The sequence below is a fragment of the Pseudomonas azotoformans genome, assembly GCF_900103345.1.
GTDB lineage: Bacteria > Pseudomonadota > Gammaproteobacteria > Pseudomonadales > Pseudomonadaceae > Aquipseudomonas > Aquipseudomonas azotoformans.
In genome coordinates this window covers 4271276-4287981 of record NZ_LT629702.1, presented here as the reverse complement: position 1 = coordinate 4287981, position 16706 = coordinate 4271276, and the positions used below count along the sequence as shown (strand labels likewise).

Annotated in this window: 15 protein-coding genes and 1 riboswitch; of the genes, 7 read left to right on the top strand and 8 right to left on the bottom strand. The window is 60.8% G+C overall.

The window, feature by feature from the left end; all coding sequences use genetic code 11:
• Positions 1 to 7 precede the first annotated feature (7 nt).
• Positions 8 to 910 (bottom strand): LysR family transcriptional regulator, encoded by a 903-nt coding sequence (locus BLR69_RS19470; protein ID WP_071494452.1) that lies wholly within the window; start codon positions 908 to 910, stop codon positions 8 to 10.
• A gap of 99 nt (positions 911 to 1009) precedes the next feature.
• On the opposite strand from BLR69_RS19470, the gene BLR69_RS19465 reads away from it, so the two are divergent.
• The 3 genes from BLR69_RS19465 to BLR69_RS19455 are packed head-to-tail and all read left to right on the top strand — an operon-like array spanning position 1010 to position 3531.
• Positions 1010 to 2242 carry a D-amino acid dehydrogenase gene (locus tag BLR69_RS19465; RefSeq protein WP_071494451.1) on the top strand — a complete coding sequence of 411 codons (1233 nt, stop codon included), beginning with the start codon at positions 1010 to 1012 and terminating at the stop codon, positions 2240 to 2242.
• Positions 2243 to 2252: 10 nt separating this feature from the next.
• Entirely contained in the window at positions 2253 to 2609 is a 357-nt protein-coding gene (locus tag BLR69_RS19460; protein WP_071494450.1) for a RidA family protein, read from the top strand.
• Between the two features lie 19 nt (positions 2610 to 2628).
• Positions 2629 to 3531, top strand: a complete 903-nt coding sequence (locus BLR69_RS19455; RefSeq protein ID WP_071494449.1) for a transporter substrate-binding domain-containing protein — start codon at positions 2629 to 2631, stop codon at positions 3529 to 3531.
• A 51-nt stretch (positions 3532 to 3582) separates the two neighbouring features.
• Here BLR69_RS19455 and BLR69_RS19450 read toward each other — a convergent pair whose 3' ends face one another.
• Both BLR69_RS19450 and BLR69_RS19445 read right to left on the bottom strand, forming a co-directional pair.
• A complete protein-coding gene (locus BLR69_RS19450; protein ID WP_071494448.1) occupies positions 3583 to 4302 on the bottom strand; it encodes a 16S rRNA (uracil(1498)-N(3))-methyltransferase in 720 nt (239 codons plus the stop codon).
• Between the two features lie 121 nt (positions 4303 to 4423).
• Positions 4424 to 5830, bottom strand: a complete 1407-nt coding sequence (locus BLR69_RS19445; protein ID WP_071494447.1) for an adenosylmethionine--8-amino-7-oxononanoate transaminase — start codon at positions 5828 to 5830, stop codon at positions 4424 to 4426.
• Positions 5831 to 6103: 273 nt separating this feature from the next.
• On the opposite strand from BLR69_RS19445, the gene BLR69_RS19440 reads away from it, so the two are divergent.
• Positions 6104 to 6655, top strand: a complete 552-nt coding sequence (locus BLR69_RS19440; protein WP_058426590.1) for a cytochrome b — start codon at positions 6104 to 6106, stop codon at positions 6653 to 6655.
• A gap of 32 nt (positions 6656 to 6687) precedes the next feature.
• A complete protein-coding gene (locus BLR69_RS19435) occupies positions 6688 to 7266 on the top strand; it encodes a YceI family protein (protein ID WP_071494446.1) in 579 nt (192 codons plus the stop codon).
• Positions 7267 to 7331: 65 nt separating this feature from the next.
• Here BLR69_RS19435 and BLR69_RS19430 read toward each other — a convergent pair whose 3' ends face one another.
• The 5 genes from BLR69_RS19430 to ahcY all read right to left on the bottom strand — a co-directional run bounded on the left by BLR69_RS19430 (position 7332) and on the right by ahcY (position 13904).
• Positions 7332 to 9215 (bottom strand): DEAD/DEAH box helicase, encoded by a 1884-nt coding sequence (locus BLR69_RS19430; RefSeq protein WP_058426591.1) that lies wholly within the window; start codon positions 9213 to 9215, stop codon positions 7332 to 7334.
• Positions 9216 to 9436: 221 nt separating this feature from the next.
• Positions 9437 to 10228 carry a substrate-binding periplasmic protein gene (locus tag BLR69_RS19425; RefSeq protein ID WP_071494445.1) on the bottom strand — a complete coding sequence of 264 codons (792 nt, stop codon included), beginning with the start codon at positions 10226 to 10228 and terminating at the stop codon, positions 9437 to 9439.
• 62 nt (positions 10229 to 10290) lie between these two features.
• The gene (locus BLR69_RS19420) at positions 10291 to 11373 is read right to left on the bottom strand and encodes a hypothetical protein (protein WP_071494444.1); all 1083 of its coding nucleotides are present in this window, start codon (positions 11371 to 11373) and stop codon (positions 10291 to 10293) included.
• A gap of 82 nt (positions 11374 to 11455) precedes the next feature.
• Positions 11456 to 12301: a methylenetetrahydrofolate reductase [NAD(P)H] gene (gene metF / locus BLR69_RS19415; protein ID WP_071494443.1), complete on the bottom strand. Its 846-nt coding sequence runs from the start codon at positions 12299 to 12301 to the stop codon at positions 11456 to 11458.
• Positions 12302 to 12494: 193 nt separating this feature from the next.
• Positions 12495 to 13904, bottom strand: a complete 1410-nt coding sequence (gene ahcY / locus BLR69_RS19410) for an adenosylhomocysteinase (RefSeq protein ID WP_071494442.1) — start codon at positions 13902 to 13904, stop codon at positions 12495 to 12497.
• A gap of 21 nt (positions 13905 to 13925) precedes the next feature.
• Positions 13926 to 14033, bottom strand: a riboswitch (S-adenosyl-L-homocysteine riboswitch).
• A 198-nt stretch (positions 14034 to 14231) separates the two neighbouring features.
• Between ahcY and BLR69_RS19405 the strand changes: the two genes are divergently transcribed.
• Both BLR69_RS19405 and BLR69_RS19400 read left to right on the top strand, forming a co-directional pair.
• Positions 14232 to 14636, top strand: a complete 405-nt coding sequence (locus tag BLR69_RS19405; protein ID WP_025857673.1) for an acyl-CoA thioesterase — start codon at positions 14232 to 14234, stop codon at positions 14634 to 14636.
• Between the two features lie 103 nt (positions 14637 to 14739).
• Positions 14740 to 16656, top strand: coding sequence for a patatin-like phospholipase family protein (locus BLR69_RS19400; RefSeq protein ID WP_071494441.1), 1917 nt, complete (start codon positions 14740 to 14742; stop codon positions 16654 to 16656).
• Positions 16657 to 16706: the final 50 nt, after the last annotated feature.

The window sequence follows — 16706 nt, the reverse complement described above, 5'->3', positions numbered from 1 at the left end:
CTGCGTTTTATAGACGCCCCAGAAGTTCTCTTGCCTGGTCGCCAAAAATCTGTAGCAGATTGGCCAACATATGCGGCGGCGGTTCGTCGGCGCGGGTCAGGGCGTACAGGGTGATCGGCAGCGGCGGTGTGAGGGGGCGGATGCAGGTGGTGGCCGTTGACGCACCCAGCGCGGTGAACGGATCGATCACCGTCAAACCGGCGCCGGATTCCACCATGGCGCGAGCCAGGGAATAGGTTTGCACCGAGATCGTTACCCTGGGCAGTGGGTCGACGTTTTCCAGGTAGCTGTCGAGTTTCGCCGCCAGCGGGTCGGCGCTGGAGAGGCCGATCAGCGGTGCGCCCGCCAGGTCAGCCAACGGCAAGGGCTTGCTCAGTTCGGCTGGCGGCCAATAGCCTTTGGACGCCAAGGCCACCAACACGCCGTTGGCCAGCACCTGCGTGGTCAACCCCGGATGGCCGGAAAAATTGAGCGTCAGCGCCAGGTCAATCTCACGCATCAACAGCTTCTGCACCAGCTCGCGGCTATGGTCGCTGGACAGCTCGCAGGCTATGTCCGGGTAATCGCGTTTCCACTCCAGAATCGCCGGCGGCAGCAGCGACAGCGCCAGTGCCGGGATCGCGCCGATGCGCACACTCTGGCCCGGTGCGCGGCGCAAGCTCTTGGCCAGGCGCCGCACGCCTTGCAGGCTTTCGGTGACTTTTTCCACTTCGCGTTCCAGCGCCAGGGCTTCCGGCGTGGGTTGCAGTTTGCCGCGCACTCTTAAAAAAAGCGGAAAACCCAGCTGCAATTCGGCGTGCTGCAACACCTTGGTCACCGCTGGTTGCGACACATGCAGCAACTGCGCGGCAGCGCTGACGGAGCCGGTCTGGCGGATGGCCTGGAAGATTTCGATATGACGCAGGCGCATGGCAAGTCCATAACCTTTGTTTATAGGTGGTCCATCTTTATTCATTGTCGGTGCCCTGTCACCTGCCCCTAGGCTTGAGGCCTCTTGATTGAACGGCGGGTGGCGGGGATGGTGTGCATCATCGGCGGTGGGGTGATCGGCTTGGCCAGCGCGTATGCGTTGGTGCGTGCGGGCCATGAAGTGACGGTGATCGAGGCTCGCGACAGCTTGGGCAGCGAAACCAGCTTCGCCAACGGCGGGCAACTGTCCTATCGCTATGTCGCGCCGCTGGCGGATGCCGGAGTGCCGCTGCAAGCCATCGGCTGGTTGCTGCGCGGTGACTCGCCTTTGAAGCTGCGTCCCCGTCTGGACCCCCAGCAATGGCGCTGGATGGCATCGTTTCTCGGCGCCTGCCGTGGCTCGGTGAATAAACGCAATGCCGCGCACTTGTTGCGCCTGGCAACCCTGAGCCAGACCACCTTGCAGCAATGGCGCGAAGACGATCACCTGGACGGTTTCGACTGGCGCCGTAACGGCAAGCTGGTGACCTTTCGCACTCCCGGCTCCTTTGACCAGGCCCGCAGTAAAGTCACCGATATCCTGCAACAGCAGGTGTTGTCGGCCGACGACTGCGCACGCCTGGAACCTGCATTGGCCGGAGGTGGTTTTGTGGGGGGGATCTATACGCCGAACGAGGAAGTCGCCGATTGTCATGCCTTCTGCCAGCGCTTGGCGGCGCGGCTTGAAGCGTCGGGGCGCTGTCGCTTTTTGCTGGGGCGCAAGGTCACCGGCCTTCGCCATGCTGGCGGTGCGGTGCACAGCATCGAGTTGGGTGATGAGGTGATGCCGGTTGATCAATTGGTGCTGGCGGCCGGTTACCGCAGCGCCGAATTGGGCGTGTCGTTGCCGCTGTATCCGCTCAAGGGCTACAGCCTCAGCGTGCCGATTGGCGCGCAGCACCAGGCGCCGAACGTCAGCATCACCGACTACGACCGCAAGATCGTCTACGCGCGGATCGGCGAGCAACTGCGGGTGGCTGCCATGGTGGATATTGTCGGCTTCGATGCCGACCTCGAACCCAAGCGCCTGGCCTTGATGAAGCGCCAGGCGCTGGAGACTTTCCCTATGGCCGGCGACTATGCCCACGCGGTGGAATGGGCGGGCATGCGCCCGGCGACCCCCACCGGCGTGCCGCTGATTGGTACCAGTGTCTATCGCAACCTTTGGTTGAACCTGGGTCACGGCGCCCTGGGTTTTACCCTGGCCTGCGGCAGCGGCCGGTTGCTGGCCGAATTGATCGACCAGCGCCCCCCTTCCATTGATATGCAGGGCCTGACGCCCCGCGCCGCATGAGGATGCACCCATGACTATCACCCGAATCAGCAGCAACGACCGGCTTTCTGGCGCCGCAACCTACAAGGACTTGGTGTTTCTGTCGGGCCAGGTGCCGGGCGACGGCCAGGACGTGGCCACACAAACCCAGGAAGTGCTGGCCAAGATCGATGCGCTGCTGGCCCAGACGGGCAGTGACAAGGACCACCTGCTCAACGCGACGATTTACCTCAAAGACATTGGCGAAGGTTTTGCACCGATGAACGAGGTCTGGTCCGCCTGGCTGTCGCCGGGCATGGCGCCGACACGCACCACCCTGCAAGCGCAATTGGCGCGGCCGAGTGTGCTGGTGGAAATCAGCGTGATTGCTGTACGTAAACAACCTTGAAGACCAACGGAGAATAACAATGAAAAAGATCCTGTTGACCGGCTGTACCCTGGGGCTTTTGTTTAGCGCGCAGACTTACGCAAACGAGGCCCCGCTGAACGGCGCGCTGGCCAAGATCGCCAATGCCAAGTCCATCACGCTGGGTTATCGCGATGCATCGGTGCCGTTTTCCTATGTGGGGGATCACAGCGGCAAACCCATGGGCTATTCGGTGGAGCTGGCCGGCAAGATTGTCGAGCGCATCCAGCAGAAAACCGGGGTGGCCAACCTGAATGTGAAGTACAACCTGGTGACCTCCCAGACCCGCATCCCGCTGGTGCAGAACGGCACAGTCGACCTGGAATGCGGTTCCACCGGGGTGACGGCTGAGCGGCAGAAGCAGGTGGCGTTTTCTTACGGATTTATCTACGTGAAGGGCCAACTGCTGACGGCGAAGGACAGCGGTATCAACGGCTTTGCCGACCTTGCCGGCAAGAATGTGGTGACCACCGCCGGCACCACCAATGAGCGCTTCCTGAAAAGCTATAACGCCGAGCACAAAGCCAGTATGTTCGTGATCAGCGCCAAGGACCACGGCGAGGCGTTCAAGATGCTCGAAACCGGCCGCGCGGCGGCGTTCTACATGGATGATGCGTTGCTTTACGGTGAGCGCGCCAAGGCCAAGGACCCGCACAAGTGGGTGGTGGTCGGTAAGGAGCAATCGCGGGAAATCTACAGCTGCATGCTGCGTAAAGACGACCCGCAGTTTCTGGCAGTGGTCAACGAGACCCTCGGCGAGCTGTACAGCAGCGGCGAGATCAACGGGATTTACCAGCGCTGGTTCGAACAGCCAATCCCGCCCAAGGGCTTGAACCTGGAGTTCCCGATGACCAGCGAGTTGAAGGCGATCATTGCCAAGCCGGTGAGTGATCCGGTGGAATAATGGCTTGGTAACCCAATCCAAATGTGGGAGGGGGCAAGCCCCTCCCACATTTTAGAAATCACCCCACAGTTGTTGAGCGATTGCCAACGCAACGACTGGCGCTGTTTCAGTACGCAACACCCGCGGCCCCAGGCGTGCGGCGTGGTAACCAGCGACCTGGGCTGCCGCGACTTCGCTGTCGGTCAGCCCACCCTCAGGCCCGATCAAAAACGCCAGGCTCGCAGGCTTGGCATGGCTGACCATTGGCTCCGCCACCGGGTGCAGCACCAGCTTCAAATCCGCCTCGGTCTGCTTCAACCAGTCCGCCAGCAACAGCGGTGGGTGGATCACCGGCACCGTCGAACGCCCGCACTGCTCGCAAGCGCTGATCGCCACCTGGCGCCAGTGCAGCAGGCGTTTGTCGGCACGTTCATCTTTGAGGCGCACTTCGCAGCGCTCGCTGAAAATCGGTGTGATGGCGTTGACGCCCAGTTCGGTGGCTTTCTGGATCGCCCAGTCCATGCGCTCACCCCGGGACAGGCCCTGGCCGAGGTGGATATGCAGCGGTGATTCGGCCTGGCCTGCGAAGCACTCGGTCAGTTGCACAGTGACGCGTTTTTTGCCGACCTCCAGCAACGTGCCCAGGAACTCCTGGCCGGAGCCGTCGAACAATTGCACGGCATCGCCTTCGCCCATGCGCAGCACACGACTGATGTAGTGCGCCTGGGCTTCGGGCAATTCGTGATCGCCGATGCTCAGCGGGGTGTCGGTGAAAAAGCGGGACAGTCTCATTTCTGTTCTCTGGAAAAGGTTTCTGTAGGAGCGGGCTTGCTCGCGAAAAATGTACATCCGACGCAGCGACGCGCCTGGAATACCTTCGCGAGCAAGCTCGCTCCTACAAGGATTGCCGTGTTCAACCGGGATCGCGGAAGCCTGGGTGGAAGTCCTTCGGCACGGCCACGCTGACCTTGCTGTTGGTGGCGATATCGATGCCTTCGCTGGCGACTTCAGCGAGGAAGTCGATCTGCTCCGGGGTAATCACATAGGGCGGCAGGAAATACACCACACTGCCCAATGGCCGCAACAGCGCACCGCGTTCCAGCGCGTGCTCGAATACTTTCAAACCTCGGCGCTCCTGCCACGGGTAGGCGGTCTTGGTGGCTTTGTCCTGGACCATCTCGATGGCCAGCACCATGCCGGTCTGGCGCACTTCCGAGACGTGCGGGTGGTCCACCAGGTGTGCAGTGGCGGTGGCCATGCGCTGGGCCAGGGCCTTGTTGTTCTCGATGACGTTGTCTTCTTCAAAGATATCCAGCGTCGCCAGTGCCGCCGCACACGCCAGCGGGTTGCCGGTGTAGCTGTGGGAATGCAGGAAGGCGCGCAGGGTGGGGTAGTCGTCGTAGAACGCGCTGTACACGTCTTCGGTGGTGACCACGGCGGCCAGTGGCAGGTAGCCGCCGGTGAGTGCCTTGGACAGGCACAGGAAGTCCGGGCGGATGCCGGCTTGCTCACAGGCGAACATGCTGCCGGTACGGCCGAAACCGACGGCGATTTCGTCGTGGATCAGGTGCACGCCGTAGCGGTCGCAGGCTTCGCGCAGCAACTTGAGGTACACCGGGTGGTACATGCGCATGCCGCCGGCGCCCTGGATCAGCGGTTCGATAATCACAGCGGCGACGGTATCGTGGTGCTCGGCGAGGGTCTGTTCCATCACCTGGGCCATCGTGCGCGAGTGGTCTTCCCAGCTCATGCCCTCGGGGCGCAGGTAGCAGTCCGGGCTTGGCACTTTGATGGTGTCGAGCAACAGCGCCTTGTAGGTCTCGGTAAACAGCGGCACGTCACCCACTGACATCGCAGCGATGGTTTCGCCGTGGTAGCTGTTGGTGAGGGTGACGAAGCGCTTCTTGTTCGGCAGGCCGCGGTTGAGCCAATAGTGGAAGCTCATTTTCAGCGCGACTTCGATGCACGACGAACCGTTATCGGCATAGAAGCAGCGGGTCAGGCCTTCGGGCGTCATCGCCACCAGACGTTCGGACAACTCGATCACCGGCTGGTGGCTGAAACCGGCGAGGATCACGTGTTCGAGCTGATCGACCTGGTCCTTGATGCGCTGGTTGATGCGCGGGTTGGCGTGGCCGAACACGTTGACCCACCAGGAGCTGACGGCGTCGAGGTAGCGCTTGCCTTCGAAGTCTTCGAGCCACACGCCTTCACCGCGCTTGATCGGGATCAGCGGCAGTTGCTGGTGGTCTTTCATCTGGGTGCAGGGATGCCACAGCACCGCAAGGTCGCGTTGCATCCACTGGTTGTTCAAGCCCATCGGTGATCTCCTCGAAGCGGTCCTGCGGCTGGCGCAGGTGAAACAATCGCGCAAGCCTATGCAATGGGCGGCTGTGTCACAAGCCATTACCGGTGAATTCGCGGTAAACACAGGACGGTCTGTCACGTTTCTTCTGGATAGTCCTTAATCCATTGTTAATTTACGCTTCATACTCTCAAGATCGTATTTCTCGATATTTCAAAGCGAAATTTTCCGCTTTAATTCGATAGGTAAATCGCTAGTCTTGGGCACAGCTCTTACGGGATTAAGTACATGCAGTTACGCAATTCACCGGCCCGCTATGGCTGGGTCAGCATGGTTTTGCACTGGGGCGTGGCCTTGGTGGTGTTTGGCTTGTTCGCCCTTGGGTTGTGGATGGTCGGCCTCGACTACTACAGCGCCTGGCGCAAAGAAGCGCCGGACCTGCACAAGAGCATTGGCATCACGCTGTTCGCCATCATGCTGGTACGTATTGTCTGGCGCCTGGTGAGCCCGCCGCCGCCACCGCTGGCCAGTTACAGCCGCATGACCCGTATCGGCGCGGCCTTTGGTCACGCGTTCCTTTATCTCGGGCTGTTTGCCGTGATGATCGCCGGTTACCTGATTTCCACTGCAGACGGTGTCGGTATCCCGGTGTTTGGTCTGTTTGAGATTCCTGCTGTGGTTTCCGGGCTACCGGACCAGGCAGATAACGCGGGCTTGGTGCACCTGTACCTGGCCTGGGTGCTGGTGGTCTTCGCCGGCTTGCACGGCGTGGCTGCGTTGAAACACCACTTTATCGATCGTGATGCGACCCTCACGCGAATGCTGGGGCGCAAAGCCTGATGTTCAACCTCGACTCACAAGGAATAGAAAGCATGTTGAAAAAGACCCTCGCTGCTCTGGCAATCGGTACTGCCCTGCTGTCCGCAGGCCAGGTGATGGCTGCTGACTACAAGATCGACAAAGAAGGCCAGCACGCCTTCATCGACTGGAAAATCAGCCACCTGGGCTACAGCTACATTCACGGTACCTTCAAGGATTGGGACGGTACCTTCAGCTGGGATGCCGCCAAGCCAGAAGCCAGCAAAATCGCGGTCGACGTGAAGACCGCAAGCCTGTGGTCCAACCACGCAGAACGTGACAAGCACATCGCCAGCAAAGACTTCCTGGACGTTGCCAAGTTTGCCGATGCCAAGTTCGTGTCCACCGCAGTCAAGCCAACTGGCGCGAAAACTGCTGATGTGACTGGCGACCTGACCTTCCACGGCGTGACCAAACCGGTGACCTTCAAGGCCACCTTCAACGGTGAAGGCAAAGACCCATGGGGCGGCGAGCGTGCTGGCTTCAACGCCACCACCACCGTCAACCTGAACGACTTCGGCATCAAGGGCCCAGGCCCGTCCTCGCAGACCGTGGACCTGGACATCTCGCTGGAAGGTGTCAAGCAGAAGTAATTTCTGCCTGCACAAAAAAAGCCCCGCATCGAAAGATGCGGGGCTTTTTCATGGGGCTATAAAACTCAGCGATTGCGCGTCAGCAGCGCTGGCTTTTCACCACGAGGGCGGCCTGGCAGTTGATCCAACTGCTCGGGTGTCGGGAAGCGATCTGCCTTCGACTCCTTGTGGATGATCTTCGGCGCCGGGCCACCGCGCGGGTTCTGCACGGCTGGTTCGGACAAGCGAGGCTGGTCGTCACGGGCCGGGCGGCGGTTGTTGCTGCGCGAATCTTCGCGGCGGGCCTGACCGTCACGGGGTGCGCCATTGCGCGGGCCGTTGCGCTTGGCAGGCGGCGTACCGGTGGTGCCGCCGCTGCTGTTGCGTGGGCCATTCTGACGACCGCCCTGTGGCTGGCCGCCACGTGGAGCGCCTGCACCCGCGCCCTGTGCCGGAGCACCTGGGCGACGGCCACGGCCTTGGGCCGGTTTGGCCTGGGGCACGTAGTCGACGCGGTTGCCGAAGTTATCCACATCGTCATCCAGGAACTCGTCCGGAGCACGGTCGGCAGCGGCGCGTGGCGGCTGACTCGGCTGGCGCTGTTCGCGCGCCGGGGTGCCTTCGCGGGGCTTCTGCTCACGGGCCGGGCGTTCGCCACGACCGCTGGTGGCGGATTTTTCCTTGCCCTTGTCTTTGCCCTTGTCGCGACGACCACCGCCACCCCCGCCGCCGTTCGGGCCATCGCCCTTGGGACCGCGTGGGTTGCGTGGGTTGCGCACGTCCGGACGCTCGCGCGCTTCTGGCTTCTCGGCCTCCACGGCGCTGGCATCGAAGCCCATCAGGTCGCCATCGGCGATTTTCTGCTTGGTCATGCGCTCGATGCTTTTCAGCAGTTTTTCTTCGTCCGGCGCGACCAGGGAGATGGCCTCGCCCGAACGACCGGCACGGCCGGTACGGCCGATACGGTGTACGTAGTCTTCATCAACGTTCGGCAGCTCGAAGTTGACCACGTGCGGCAGTTGGTCGATATCCAGGCCGCGGGCGGCGATATCGGTGGCCACCAGGATGCGCACCGAGCCGGCCTTGAAGTCGGCCAGGGCCTTGGTGCGCGCGTTCTGGCTCTTGTTGCCGTGGATGGCGACGGCGGTGAGGCCGTGCTTGTCCAGGTACTCGGCCAGGCGGTTGGCGCCGTGCTTGGTGCGGGTGAACACCAGCACCTGTTCCCAGGCGCCTGCGGTGATCAGGTGGGCCAGCAGCGCACGCTTGTGGCTGGCAGCCAGGCGGAAGACGCGTTGCTCGATACGCTCGACCGTGGTGTTCGGCGGCGTGACTTCGATGCGCTCCGGGTTGTGCAGCAGCTTGCCAGCCAGGGCGGTGATGTCCTGGGAGAACGTGGCCGAGAACAGCAGGTTCTGACGTTTGGCCGGCAGGCGGGCGAGGACCTTTTTCACGTCATGGACAAAGCCCATGTCGAGCATGCGGTCGGCTTCGTCCAGCACGAGGATTTCCACGTGGGACAGGTCGACGCTGCCTTGGCCGCACAGGTCGAGCAAACGACCGGGGCAGGCCACCAGCACGTCTACGCCGCGGGACATGGCCTGAACCTGTGGGTTCATGCCGACGCCGCCGAAGATGCAGGCGCTGACGAACTTCAGGTCGCGGGCATACAGCTTGAAGCTGTCATGCACTTGGGCGGCGAGTTCGCGGGTTGGGGTCAGGACCAGTACGCGCGGTTGGCGCGGGCCGTGACGCTGGGATTTGTCCGGGTGACCGTTGGGGAACAACCGCTCCAGAATCGGGAGGGCGAAACCGCCGGTTTTACCAGTACCTGTCTGAGCCGCAACCATCAGGTCGCGACCTTGCAACACGGCGGGAATGGCCCGCTGTTGCACCGGAGTAGGCTCGGTATAGCCCGCTGCCTCGATGGCGCGGACTAAAGCCTCGGAGAGACCGAGGGAAGCAAAGGACATGAGTAATCCTGTTTTAGTTAGGGCTTGGCCCAAAGGGATAATCTTGCCGGGCGTGAATGGCGCTTAGGGGAGCGCAACCCCGTCCGGTCCTGCTGCGTCTGGCGGGCACTCCACCGGCTCGCGCGGGCTGAAAGCTGCGCTGTAGCGGGGTTGGGTGCCTTTTTCAAGACCTCAGCGGCCGGGCGTGAGCCTGGCGGAAAGGCCGGAGTATAACAGAGCAATCACGGCGCGCTGCTTTCCTGCTGCTCAACGGTGCGTTCAGAGGCCGTAATCGCTTGGATTCCACCATATTTGGCACTCAAGGCGCTATAGGCCGGCTCTTGCTTGAAGCGTTTGAGTTCGGCGGCAAAGCGCTGTACCAGGAGGTCCATGCCCGCGCCGCGGCGCACCGCGAGGAACTGCGGCTGGCGGCTGACCACGGCCGGTGCCTGGCTCACCTTGCCCTCCAGGCCCAGCGCCTTGATCACATGCTGGCCTACGCGACGGTCGGTGATCACCAGGTCGATGCGTCCCAACATCAATTTGCCGAAGTTGGCCTCATGGCTCGGTGCCGGTTCGCGGTTGAACAGAGTGGAGTTGCTGAACGCTGCGCCGTACAGATAGCCCGGCGATGTGCCGACGGTCAGACCACGCAGGTCTTCGAGGCTTTGCACGGGGTGGGGGCGCTCATTGGCGTAGAACAGCGTGAACTCCACTTCCGACAGCGGCTCGCTGGGGTACAGCAGCAAGGCGTCGCGTTCATGGCTGTGGAAAATATCCAGCGCCCCATCGGCATGGCCTTGGTCGAGCATGGCCAGGCAGCGCTTCCAGGGCAGGAACTGCCATTCCACCTCCACGCCCAGGCGCTGGAACACGATCACCGTGGCTTCATAGTCCAGCCCCCGCATGCTGCCCTGGTCCTCATACACGTAGGGTGCCCAAGGCTCGGTGACAATGCGCAGTTTCTCGCCATAAGCGGCGAGGCTCAGGCAAGCGAAGAGGGCAGCAGTCAACAACTTCAGAATGACGGGCATACCTGAGGTTACGACGCCCCCGCGCTAAAGAGAAGCTCTGGAACACGCATCTGCGGGCAGTGCTATTTTCCCTCTGAGGTCATGAGGTGTTCGTAGATGGCTGCGCGCCGTTCGCCGAGAATCAGGCGCACCAAGGGGTTGGCGAACCAGTGTTCCAACTGATGGGCGTCAACGGGGCATTTCTGGCGCTCCTCCTGATTCTGTCGCGCCTTGTCCCACCAAACCGGGCCACACGCCTGGTCGAACTCGTTTTCGTGCTCATAGCAGCCGTAGAGAATCTCGCGGATGAACTGTTGCTTGCGCTTGGGCAGGGCCAGGGTGATCAGCTTGTACATCAGGCGCTGCAAGCGCGGCGGGCGCGGCAGGTGTGCTGAAACCTTGCGGGTATCGGCCAGTGCCAGGGCACTGATCGGGTCGGCGGCATGCTTGATGATCCACGCCTTGACCTTGGCGCGGAACAGCTGCTTGCGGCTCCAGTAGTGGTGGATCAGGTCGGGACACTGGCGCACGTTGACCTTGCGGTACGCGGCAACCGACAGGCAGAACTCTTCCAGGGTGTAGGCGCCGTGGGCCAGCGGAAACAGTTCGTCCATCAACGCGATCGAATGATCCAGCAGGTGCGCGTCTTCTCGCGCCAGGCCCATGACGCCGGAATTGAGCAGCCACATATCGTTGTCGGCCAAGTCTTTTTGCATCAGGTACTGGGCCAGGGCTTCATACAGCACACTTTCACGGTTATCGCCGTATTTGGCGTGGAAGGCATTGCACAACAAGGTGCCGGGGGCGACGCGTTCAAACAGCGCCATGGGCGAGTCGTGAAAAAATGTGTCGGTGTCGATCAGCAGCGCCCGTTCTGCGGTTTCCAGCACGTGGCGCAACAGCACATGTTTGGTGCGGAAATGGTAGCCGTGGGGTTCGCTCCAGCGTTTGCGCGTGGCCTCGTCCAGTGTATGGACCTGCACCGGCAGGCCGATGTAGGGCGTCGGGTTGTCGCTGAACACCTGGATGTCCAGAGGCAAACCCTGCTCACCTCCCAGATGCGCCAGTGCGCTGGCGATACTGAATACGGCTTCCTGATGGTAGGTCTCGGCGCCGAATACCAGGTAGATCAGTTGCGGGCGAGGTGTCGGGGACGCTGTGTTCATGTACTGCTGGCTTCCATTCCGGGGATGTAGGGACAAAAAAAGCCCTCGTATGAACGAGGGCCTGGATACCGCTTGAACGACCTCAGCGCGGCAGCTTGAGGTTGTTCCAGATGGCCAGGCTTGGCTCAGCCTGGTTCAGGGTATAGAAGTGCAACCCTGGTGCGCCACCTTGCAACAATTCTTCACACATTGTGCTGATGACCTGTTCGCCGAACGCCTGGATGCTCTTGACGTCGTCGCCATAGGCTTCCAGCTGTTTGCGTACCCAGCGTGGGATCTCGGCGCCGCAGGCGTCGGAGAAACGGGCCAGCTTGCTGTAGTTGGTGATCGGCATGATGCCCGGCACGATCGGGATGTTCACGCCCATGGCTCGTACACGCTCGACGAAGTAGAAGTAGCTGTCGGCGTTGAAGAAGTACTGGGTGATCGCACTGTCGGCGCCGGCGTTGGCCTTGCGCACGAAATTCTGCAGATCGTCTTCGAAATTGCGCGCTTGTGGATGCATCTCCGGGTAAGCCGCGACTTCGATATGGAAGTGATCGCCGGTTTCTTCACGGATGAAGCTCACCAGGTCATTGGCGTAGCGCAGCTCTCCGCTGGCCATGCCCATGCCGGAGGGCAGGTCGCCACGCAGCGCGACAATGCGCTTGATGCCGGCAGCCTTGTATTGGGTCAGCAGGCCGCGCAGGTCGGCCTTGCTGTCGCCCACGCACGACAAGTGCGGAGCGGCGGGAACTTTGACTTGGCTTTCCAGTTGCAACACGGTGTTGATCGTGCGGTCACGGGTCGAGCCGCCAGCGCCGTAGGTGCAGGAGAAGAAGTCGGGGTTGTAGCTGGCCAACTGCGTGGCAGTCGCCATCAGTTTTTCATGCCCAGCATCGGTCTTGGTCGGGAAGAACTCGAAGCTGTAGCGACGGTCTTGGGACATGGTAATACCCTTTGAAACTCAGAATGCCGGAGTGTGTACACCGTCAATGTGGGAGCGGGCTTGCTCGCGAATGCGGTATGTCAGTGAAGAATAAGTTGACTGAAACACTGCATTCGCGAGCAAGTCGAATCGTCGCACCGCCGCTCCCACATAAAGCCCGCTCCCCTTTAGATAGAGAGCGGGCACAGGCTTATCAGTAGCGGTAAGCGTGCGGCTTGAACGGACCTTCGACGGTCACGCCGATGTAGTCGGCCTGGGTCTTGGTCAGTTGAGTCACCACGCCGCCGAAGCCGCGGACCATTTCCAGGGCCACTTCTTCGTCGAGTTTCTTCGGCAATACTTCCACGGTCAGGCGCTCGGCTTTCTGGGCAGGCGACAGGTCGGCGTACTTCTGGCCGAACAGGAAGATCTGGGCCAGTACCTGGTTGGCGAACGAGCCATCCATGATGCGGCTTGGGTGACCGGTGGCGTTGCCCAGGTTAACCAGGCGGCCTTCAGCCAGCAGGATCAGGTAGTCGTCGTTCTGTGGGTCGAAATCGCCCGCACCGGTACGGTGAACCTTGTGCACCTGAGGCTTCACTTCTTCCCATGCCCAGTGCTTGCGCATGAAAGCGGTGTCGATCTCGTTGTCGAAGTGACCGATGTTGCAGACCACTGCACGCTTTTTCAGAGCCTTGAGCATGTTCGCGTCGCAAACATTGACGTTGCCGGTGGTGGTCACGATCAGGTCGATCTTGCCCAGCAGGGCTTTGTCGATGCTCGCTTCGGTGCCGTCGTTCTGGCCGTCGATGAACGGTGAAACCACTTCGAAACCGTCCATGCAGGCTTGCATGGCGCAGATCGGGTCGACTTCGGAAACCTTGACGATCATGCCTTCCTGACGCAGGGACTGGGACGAACCCTTGCCCACGTCACCGTAGCCGATCACCAGGGCTTGCTTGCCCGACAGCAGGTGGTCGGTGCCGCGCTTGATCGCGTCGTTCAGGCTGTGACGGCAGCCGTATTTGTTGTCGTTCTTGCTCTTGGTCACCGAGTCGTTGACGTTGATGGCCGGGATTTTCAGCTCGCCCTTGGCCAGCATGTCCAGCAGGCGGTGTACACCGGTGGTGGTTTCTTCGGTCACGCCGTGGACGCGGTCCAGGATCTGCGGGTACTTCTTGTGCAGCAACTCGGTCAGGTCGCCACCGTCGTCGAGGATCATATTGGCATCCCAAGGCGCGCCATCTTTCAGGATGGTTTGCTCCAGGCACCACTCATACTCTTCTTCGGTCTCGCCTTTCCAGGCGAATACCGGGATACCGGCGGCAGCGATCGCGGCAGCGGCCTGGTCTTGAGTCGAGAAGATGTTGCAGGACGACCAGCGCACTTCGGCACCCAGGGCAACCAGGGTTTCGATCAGCACGGCAGTCTGGATGGTCATGTGGATGCAGCCGAGGATCTTCGCGCCTTTGAGCGGCTGCTCAGCGGCGTACTTGCGACGCAGGCCCATCAGGGCAGGCATTTCGGATTCGGCGATGAAGGTTTCGCGACGGCCCCAGGCAGCGAGGGACATGTCGGCGACTTTGTAGTCGTTGAAATCTGCAGGCGTGTTGACAGCGCTCATGAAGAGCCTCCATTCGTAGTGTGCGAATGGGCGCCGTTGTGCGTTTAGTATCAGGCCAGGTGGTACCTGTCCGGACAACGCCCCATCCGAGCCTGACAGGTTGAACCTGCTGCAGCGCCCCTCGGACAGGTGGCGGGAGAACGGTATCAGCCGAAGATGACCGTTTTGAAGCGGGGGCGATTATAGCCGTGTGCGCCAGACTTCCCAAGCCTTTCCGTCGGCCATATGAAGATCGCTCATGGGGTTGATAGGCAATCGCGCGTAGAGCTTGGGGCGGGCGTCTGCCATGATGTTGCCCATCATTCGGCAACACGCTTTGGAGTGAACATGAACTTCCACACCCGCAAATGGGTAAAACCCGAAGACCTCAACCCCAACGGCACCCTGTTCGGCGGCAGCCTGCTGCGCTGGATCGACGAAGAAGCAGCGATCTATGCCATTGTCCAACTGGGCAACCAGCGCGTTGTGACCAAGTACATTTCCGAAATCAACTTCGTCAGCGCCTCGCGTCAGGGCGACATCATCGAACTGGGCATCACTGCCACCGAGTTCGGTCGCACCTCCATCACCCTCACCTGTGAAGTGCGCAACAAGATCACCCGCAAAAGCATCCTCACCGTGGAAAAAATGGTTTTCGTCAACCTGGGTGAAGACGGTTTGCCGGCGCCCCACGGACGTACCGAGATCAAGTACGTGAAGGATCAGTTCAAGGAAGACAGTCTTCCCGAATAACTGTCTGAAGGTGTGATTTGCATTGCCAGATCATTCCGTGTGGATTTTCACGGGCTCTCGCGTCACTCAGGATGACATCCTGTAGAGAGTGCCGCTGATGAATATGAAAGTGTCCAGCCCACATGCCGCTGTGCAGTCTCAGCCGCGTGAAAATGTTGAAAGAAATGTAAAGACATCGCTGATCAAGAACGTAGGCGAGCGCAAGGTGAGCCTTGAGCTCTCCAGCGCTGGCCGGGTGGAAGTGGTCTTGTCACCGCCGCCGCTTACTCATCTGGTATTGAGTGGGGGTGGGGCCAAGGGCACTGCTTTCCCAGGCACGGTCCAGGCGCTTGAAAACCGTAAGGCGTTGGCGGGTGTCAAGGTGATTTCCGGCTCATCCGCCGGGGCTATTTCTGCAGCGTTGCTGGCCAGTGGCATGGATGCCAGGACCTTTGAAAACCTGTCGAACAGCCTCAACCTGCCTGAATTGCTGAACAGCAAGAATCCCTTGATTGCAAAACTGCAGAATGCCAGTGCTGAACTTGGAAAGTTGGCAGGGCGCTTGCCAGGTGCGGCCGGGAACATTGCGCAATTATTGTTCACCCTGGTGCCGCGCTTGCAAACCGAAGCGCAGCCCCTTGAAGACTTGATCGGCATTGAGGCGCGCACGTCGCTGCTGGCGAAGATTGCCGGGACCCGTCGCGAAGGCCGGCCTGGCGCAGTCATGAAGATTGCGGACCGGCTCAGTGCAGGGAACGGGCCGACGTTTCGCGACCTCGAGGTGTTGAGTCGCCACATTCCTGCGGTCAAGCAGCTCAACATCACGGGGGCCGGCATGTTCGATGGCCGACCGCAGTTGGTGGTGTTCAACGCCAGTACCACCCCGGACATGGACATTGCCAGGGCGGCTCATATATCCGGCTCATTGCCTGGGTTGTTTAAAAGCCCGAATGAGCAAGGCCATGCCTTTCAGGAGCACGCGGAGCAAACGGCATTCATGGACGGTGGGCTGCTGGTCAATACACCGTCTTCAGCGGTGATTGATCCGCCTTTTCCAGAAAGCCCCCTGAGCAAGACCGAGTCACTGGTCGTCAAGTTCGAGTCCGATAACCCGGAGCCTGCAAAGAGTGGCAGCGTTGGAAGTGGCGTGGTCGATACGAGCATTGGTGTCCCGCATGCGGCTGCCGAGGGGTATCAGGAAGACAAGCTCAAGACCCAGGCGGATCAAACCGTTACGTTACCGCTGAAGTCCGAAAAGGGCGATTTTCGCGGGATGCTGGGCGGCACGGTTAATTTCACCATGACCGACGCTCAGAAACAGCACCTGCAGGCGTCGGCGCGTACGGCGGTAGGCGCGCACTTGGAAAGGCGTGCAGAGTTACGTGAGCGCTACCCATTTCAGTCATTGGATGACGCTGTATTGGCGATGGACGATGAAATGCTGGCGAGCGTTGAGAATGACCTGAAAAAAGATCCCGCCACCAAGGATGTGCTGATGTTTCGCAAGAGCGCGCAGCAAGCGATGCAAGCGCTGGATGTCGCCATTACCGAGGCCAATCAGGCCAGTGAGAAACTGACGGTGACCCCCAAATTGGCGGCGGCGTTGCGTGACCTTGATGCACTGGCGCGGCGTCCTGAGTATGTCGAGTGGCTGGGCCGGCGTCTCAATGCAGCTGGCAAGCCTAATTTTCAGCAACTCCTGCAAGCGATGAGCAAGCAGTCACGTGGCAACACCGCGGCGATGTCGAAGGTCATGACGAGCGCGGTTGCGCAGATGAAAAGCCGCGATCTCGCGGTTAAAGCCGAAAATTTCACGCGGGAAGTCATTTACCCGTCGCTCTATCGTCCGGGTCAGCCAGCGGCCAACGTGGAACTGCTACGAGGTGCTGCACGTGATTTGGCGGATGCCAAGACGCCACAGGCGTTCAACAGCGTGCTCGACGGCATCGTCAAATACTACAAGGCGCGCAATAAACCCTGGAGTGTCCCGTTCCGCTCTAGCACTGTGGAAGCGGCCAAAGCCTGGCGCATCCCGGTTTAGTTGCCTGGCCACTGAACAGCCATCGTCGCGGCGTGTCGTAGCTACAGGCA

What these genes read in the sequence shown, in the direction of transcription:
- BLR69_RS19460 (WP_071494450.1), top strand. Translation starts at nt 2,253, where the DNA reads ATGACTATCACCCGAATCAGCAGCAACGACCGGCTTTCTGGCGCCGCA.
- BLR69_RS19445 (WP_071494447.1), bottom strand. Translation starts at nt 5,830, where the DNA reads ATGGGCTTGAACAACCAGTGGATGCAACGCGACCTTGCGGTGCTGTGG.
- BLR69_RS19435 (WP_071494446.1), top strand. Translation starts at nt 6,688, where the DNA reads ATGTTGAAAAAGACCCTCGCTGCTCTGGCAATCGGTACTGCCCTGCTG.
- BLR69_RS19425 (WP_071494445.1), bottom strand. Translation starts at nt 10,228, where the DNA reads ATGCCCGTCATTCTGAAGTTGTTGACTGCTGCCCTCTTCGCTTGCCTG.
- BLR69_RS19405 (WP_025857673.1), top strand. Translation starts at nt 14,232, where the DNA reads ATGAACTTCCACACCCGCAAATGGGTAAAACCCGAAGACCTCAACCCC.
- BLR69_RS19430 (WP_058426591.1), bottom strand. Translation starts at nt 9,215, where the DNA reads ATGTCCTTTGCTTCCCTCGGTCTCTCCGAGGCTTTAGTCCGCGCCATC.
- BLR69_RS19450 (WP_071494448.1), bottom strand. Translation starts at nt 4,302, where the DNA reads ATGAGACTGTCCCGCTTTTTCACCGACACCCCGCTGAGCATCGGCGAT.
- BLR69_RS19400 (WP_071494441.1), top strand. Translation starts at nt 14,740, where the DNA reads ATGAAAGTGTCCAGCCCACATGCCGCTGTGCAGTCTCAGCCGCGTGAA.
- BLR69_RS19440 (WP_058426590.1), top strand. Translation starts at nt 6,104, where the DNA reads ATGCAGTTACGCAATTCACCGGCCCGCTATGGCTGGGTCAGCATGGTT.
- ahcY (WP_071494442.1), bottom strand. Translation starts at nt 13,904, where the DNA reads ATGAGCGCTGTCAACACGCCTGCAGATTTCAACGACTACAAAGTCGCC.
- BLR69_RS19470 (WP_071494452.1), bottom strand. Translation starts at nt 910, where the DNA reads ATGCGCCTGCGTCATATCGAAATCTTCCAGGCCATCCGCCAGACCGGC.
- metF (WP_071494443.1), bottom strand. Translation starts at nt 12,301, where the DNA reads ATGTCCCAAGACCGTCGCTACAGCTTCGAGTTCTTCCCGACCAAGACC.
- BLR69_RS19455 (WP_071494449.1), top strand. Translation starts at nt 2,629, where the DNA reads ATGAAAAAGATCCTGTTGACCGGCTGTACCCTGGGGCTTTTGTTTAGC.
- BLR69_RS19420 (WP_071494444.1), bottom strand. Translation starts at nt 11,373, where the DNA reads ATGAACACAGCGTCCCCGACACCTCGCCCGCAACTGATCTACCTGGTA.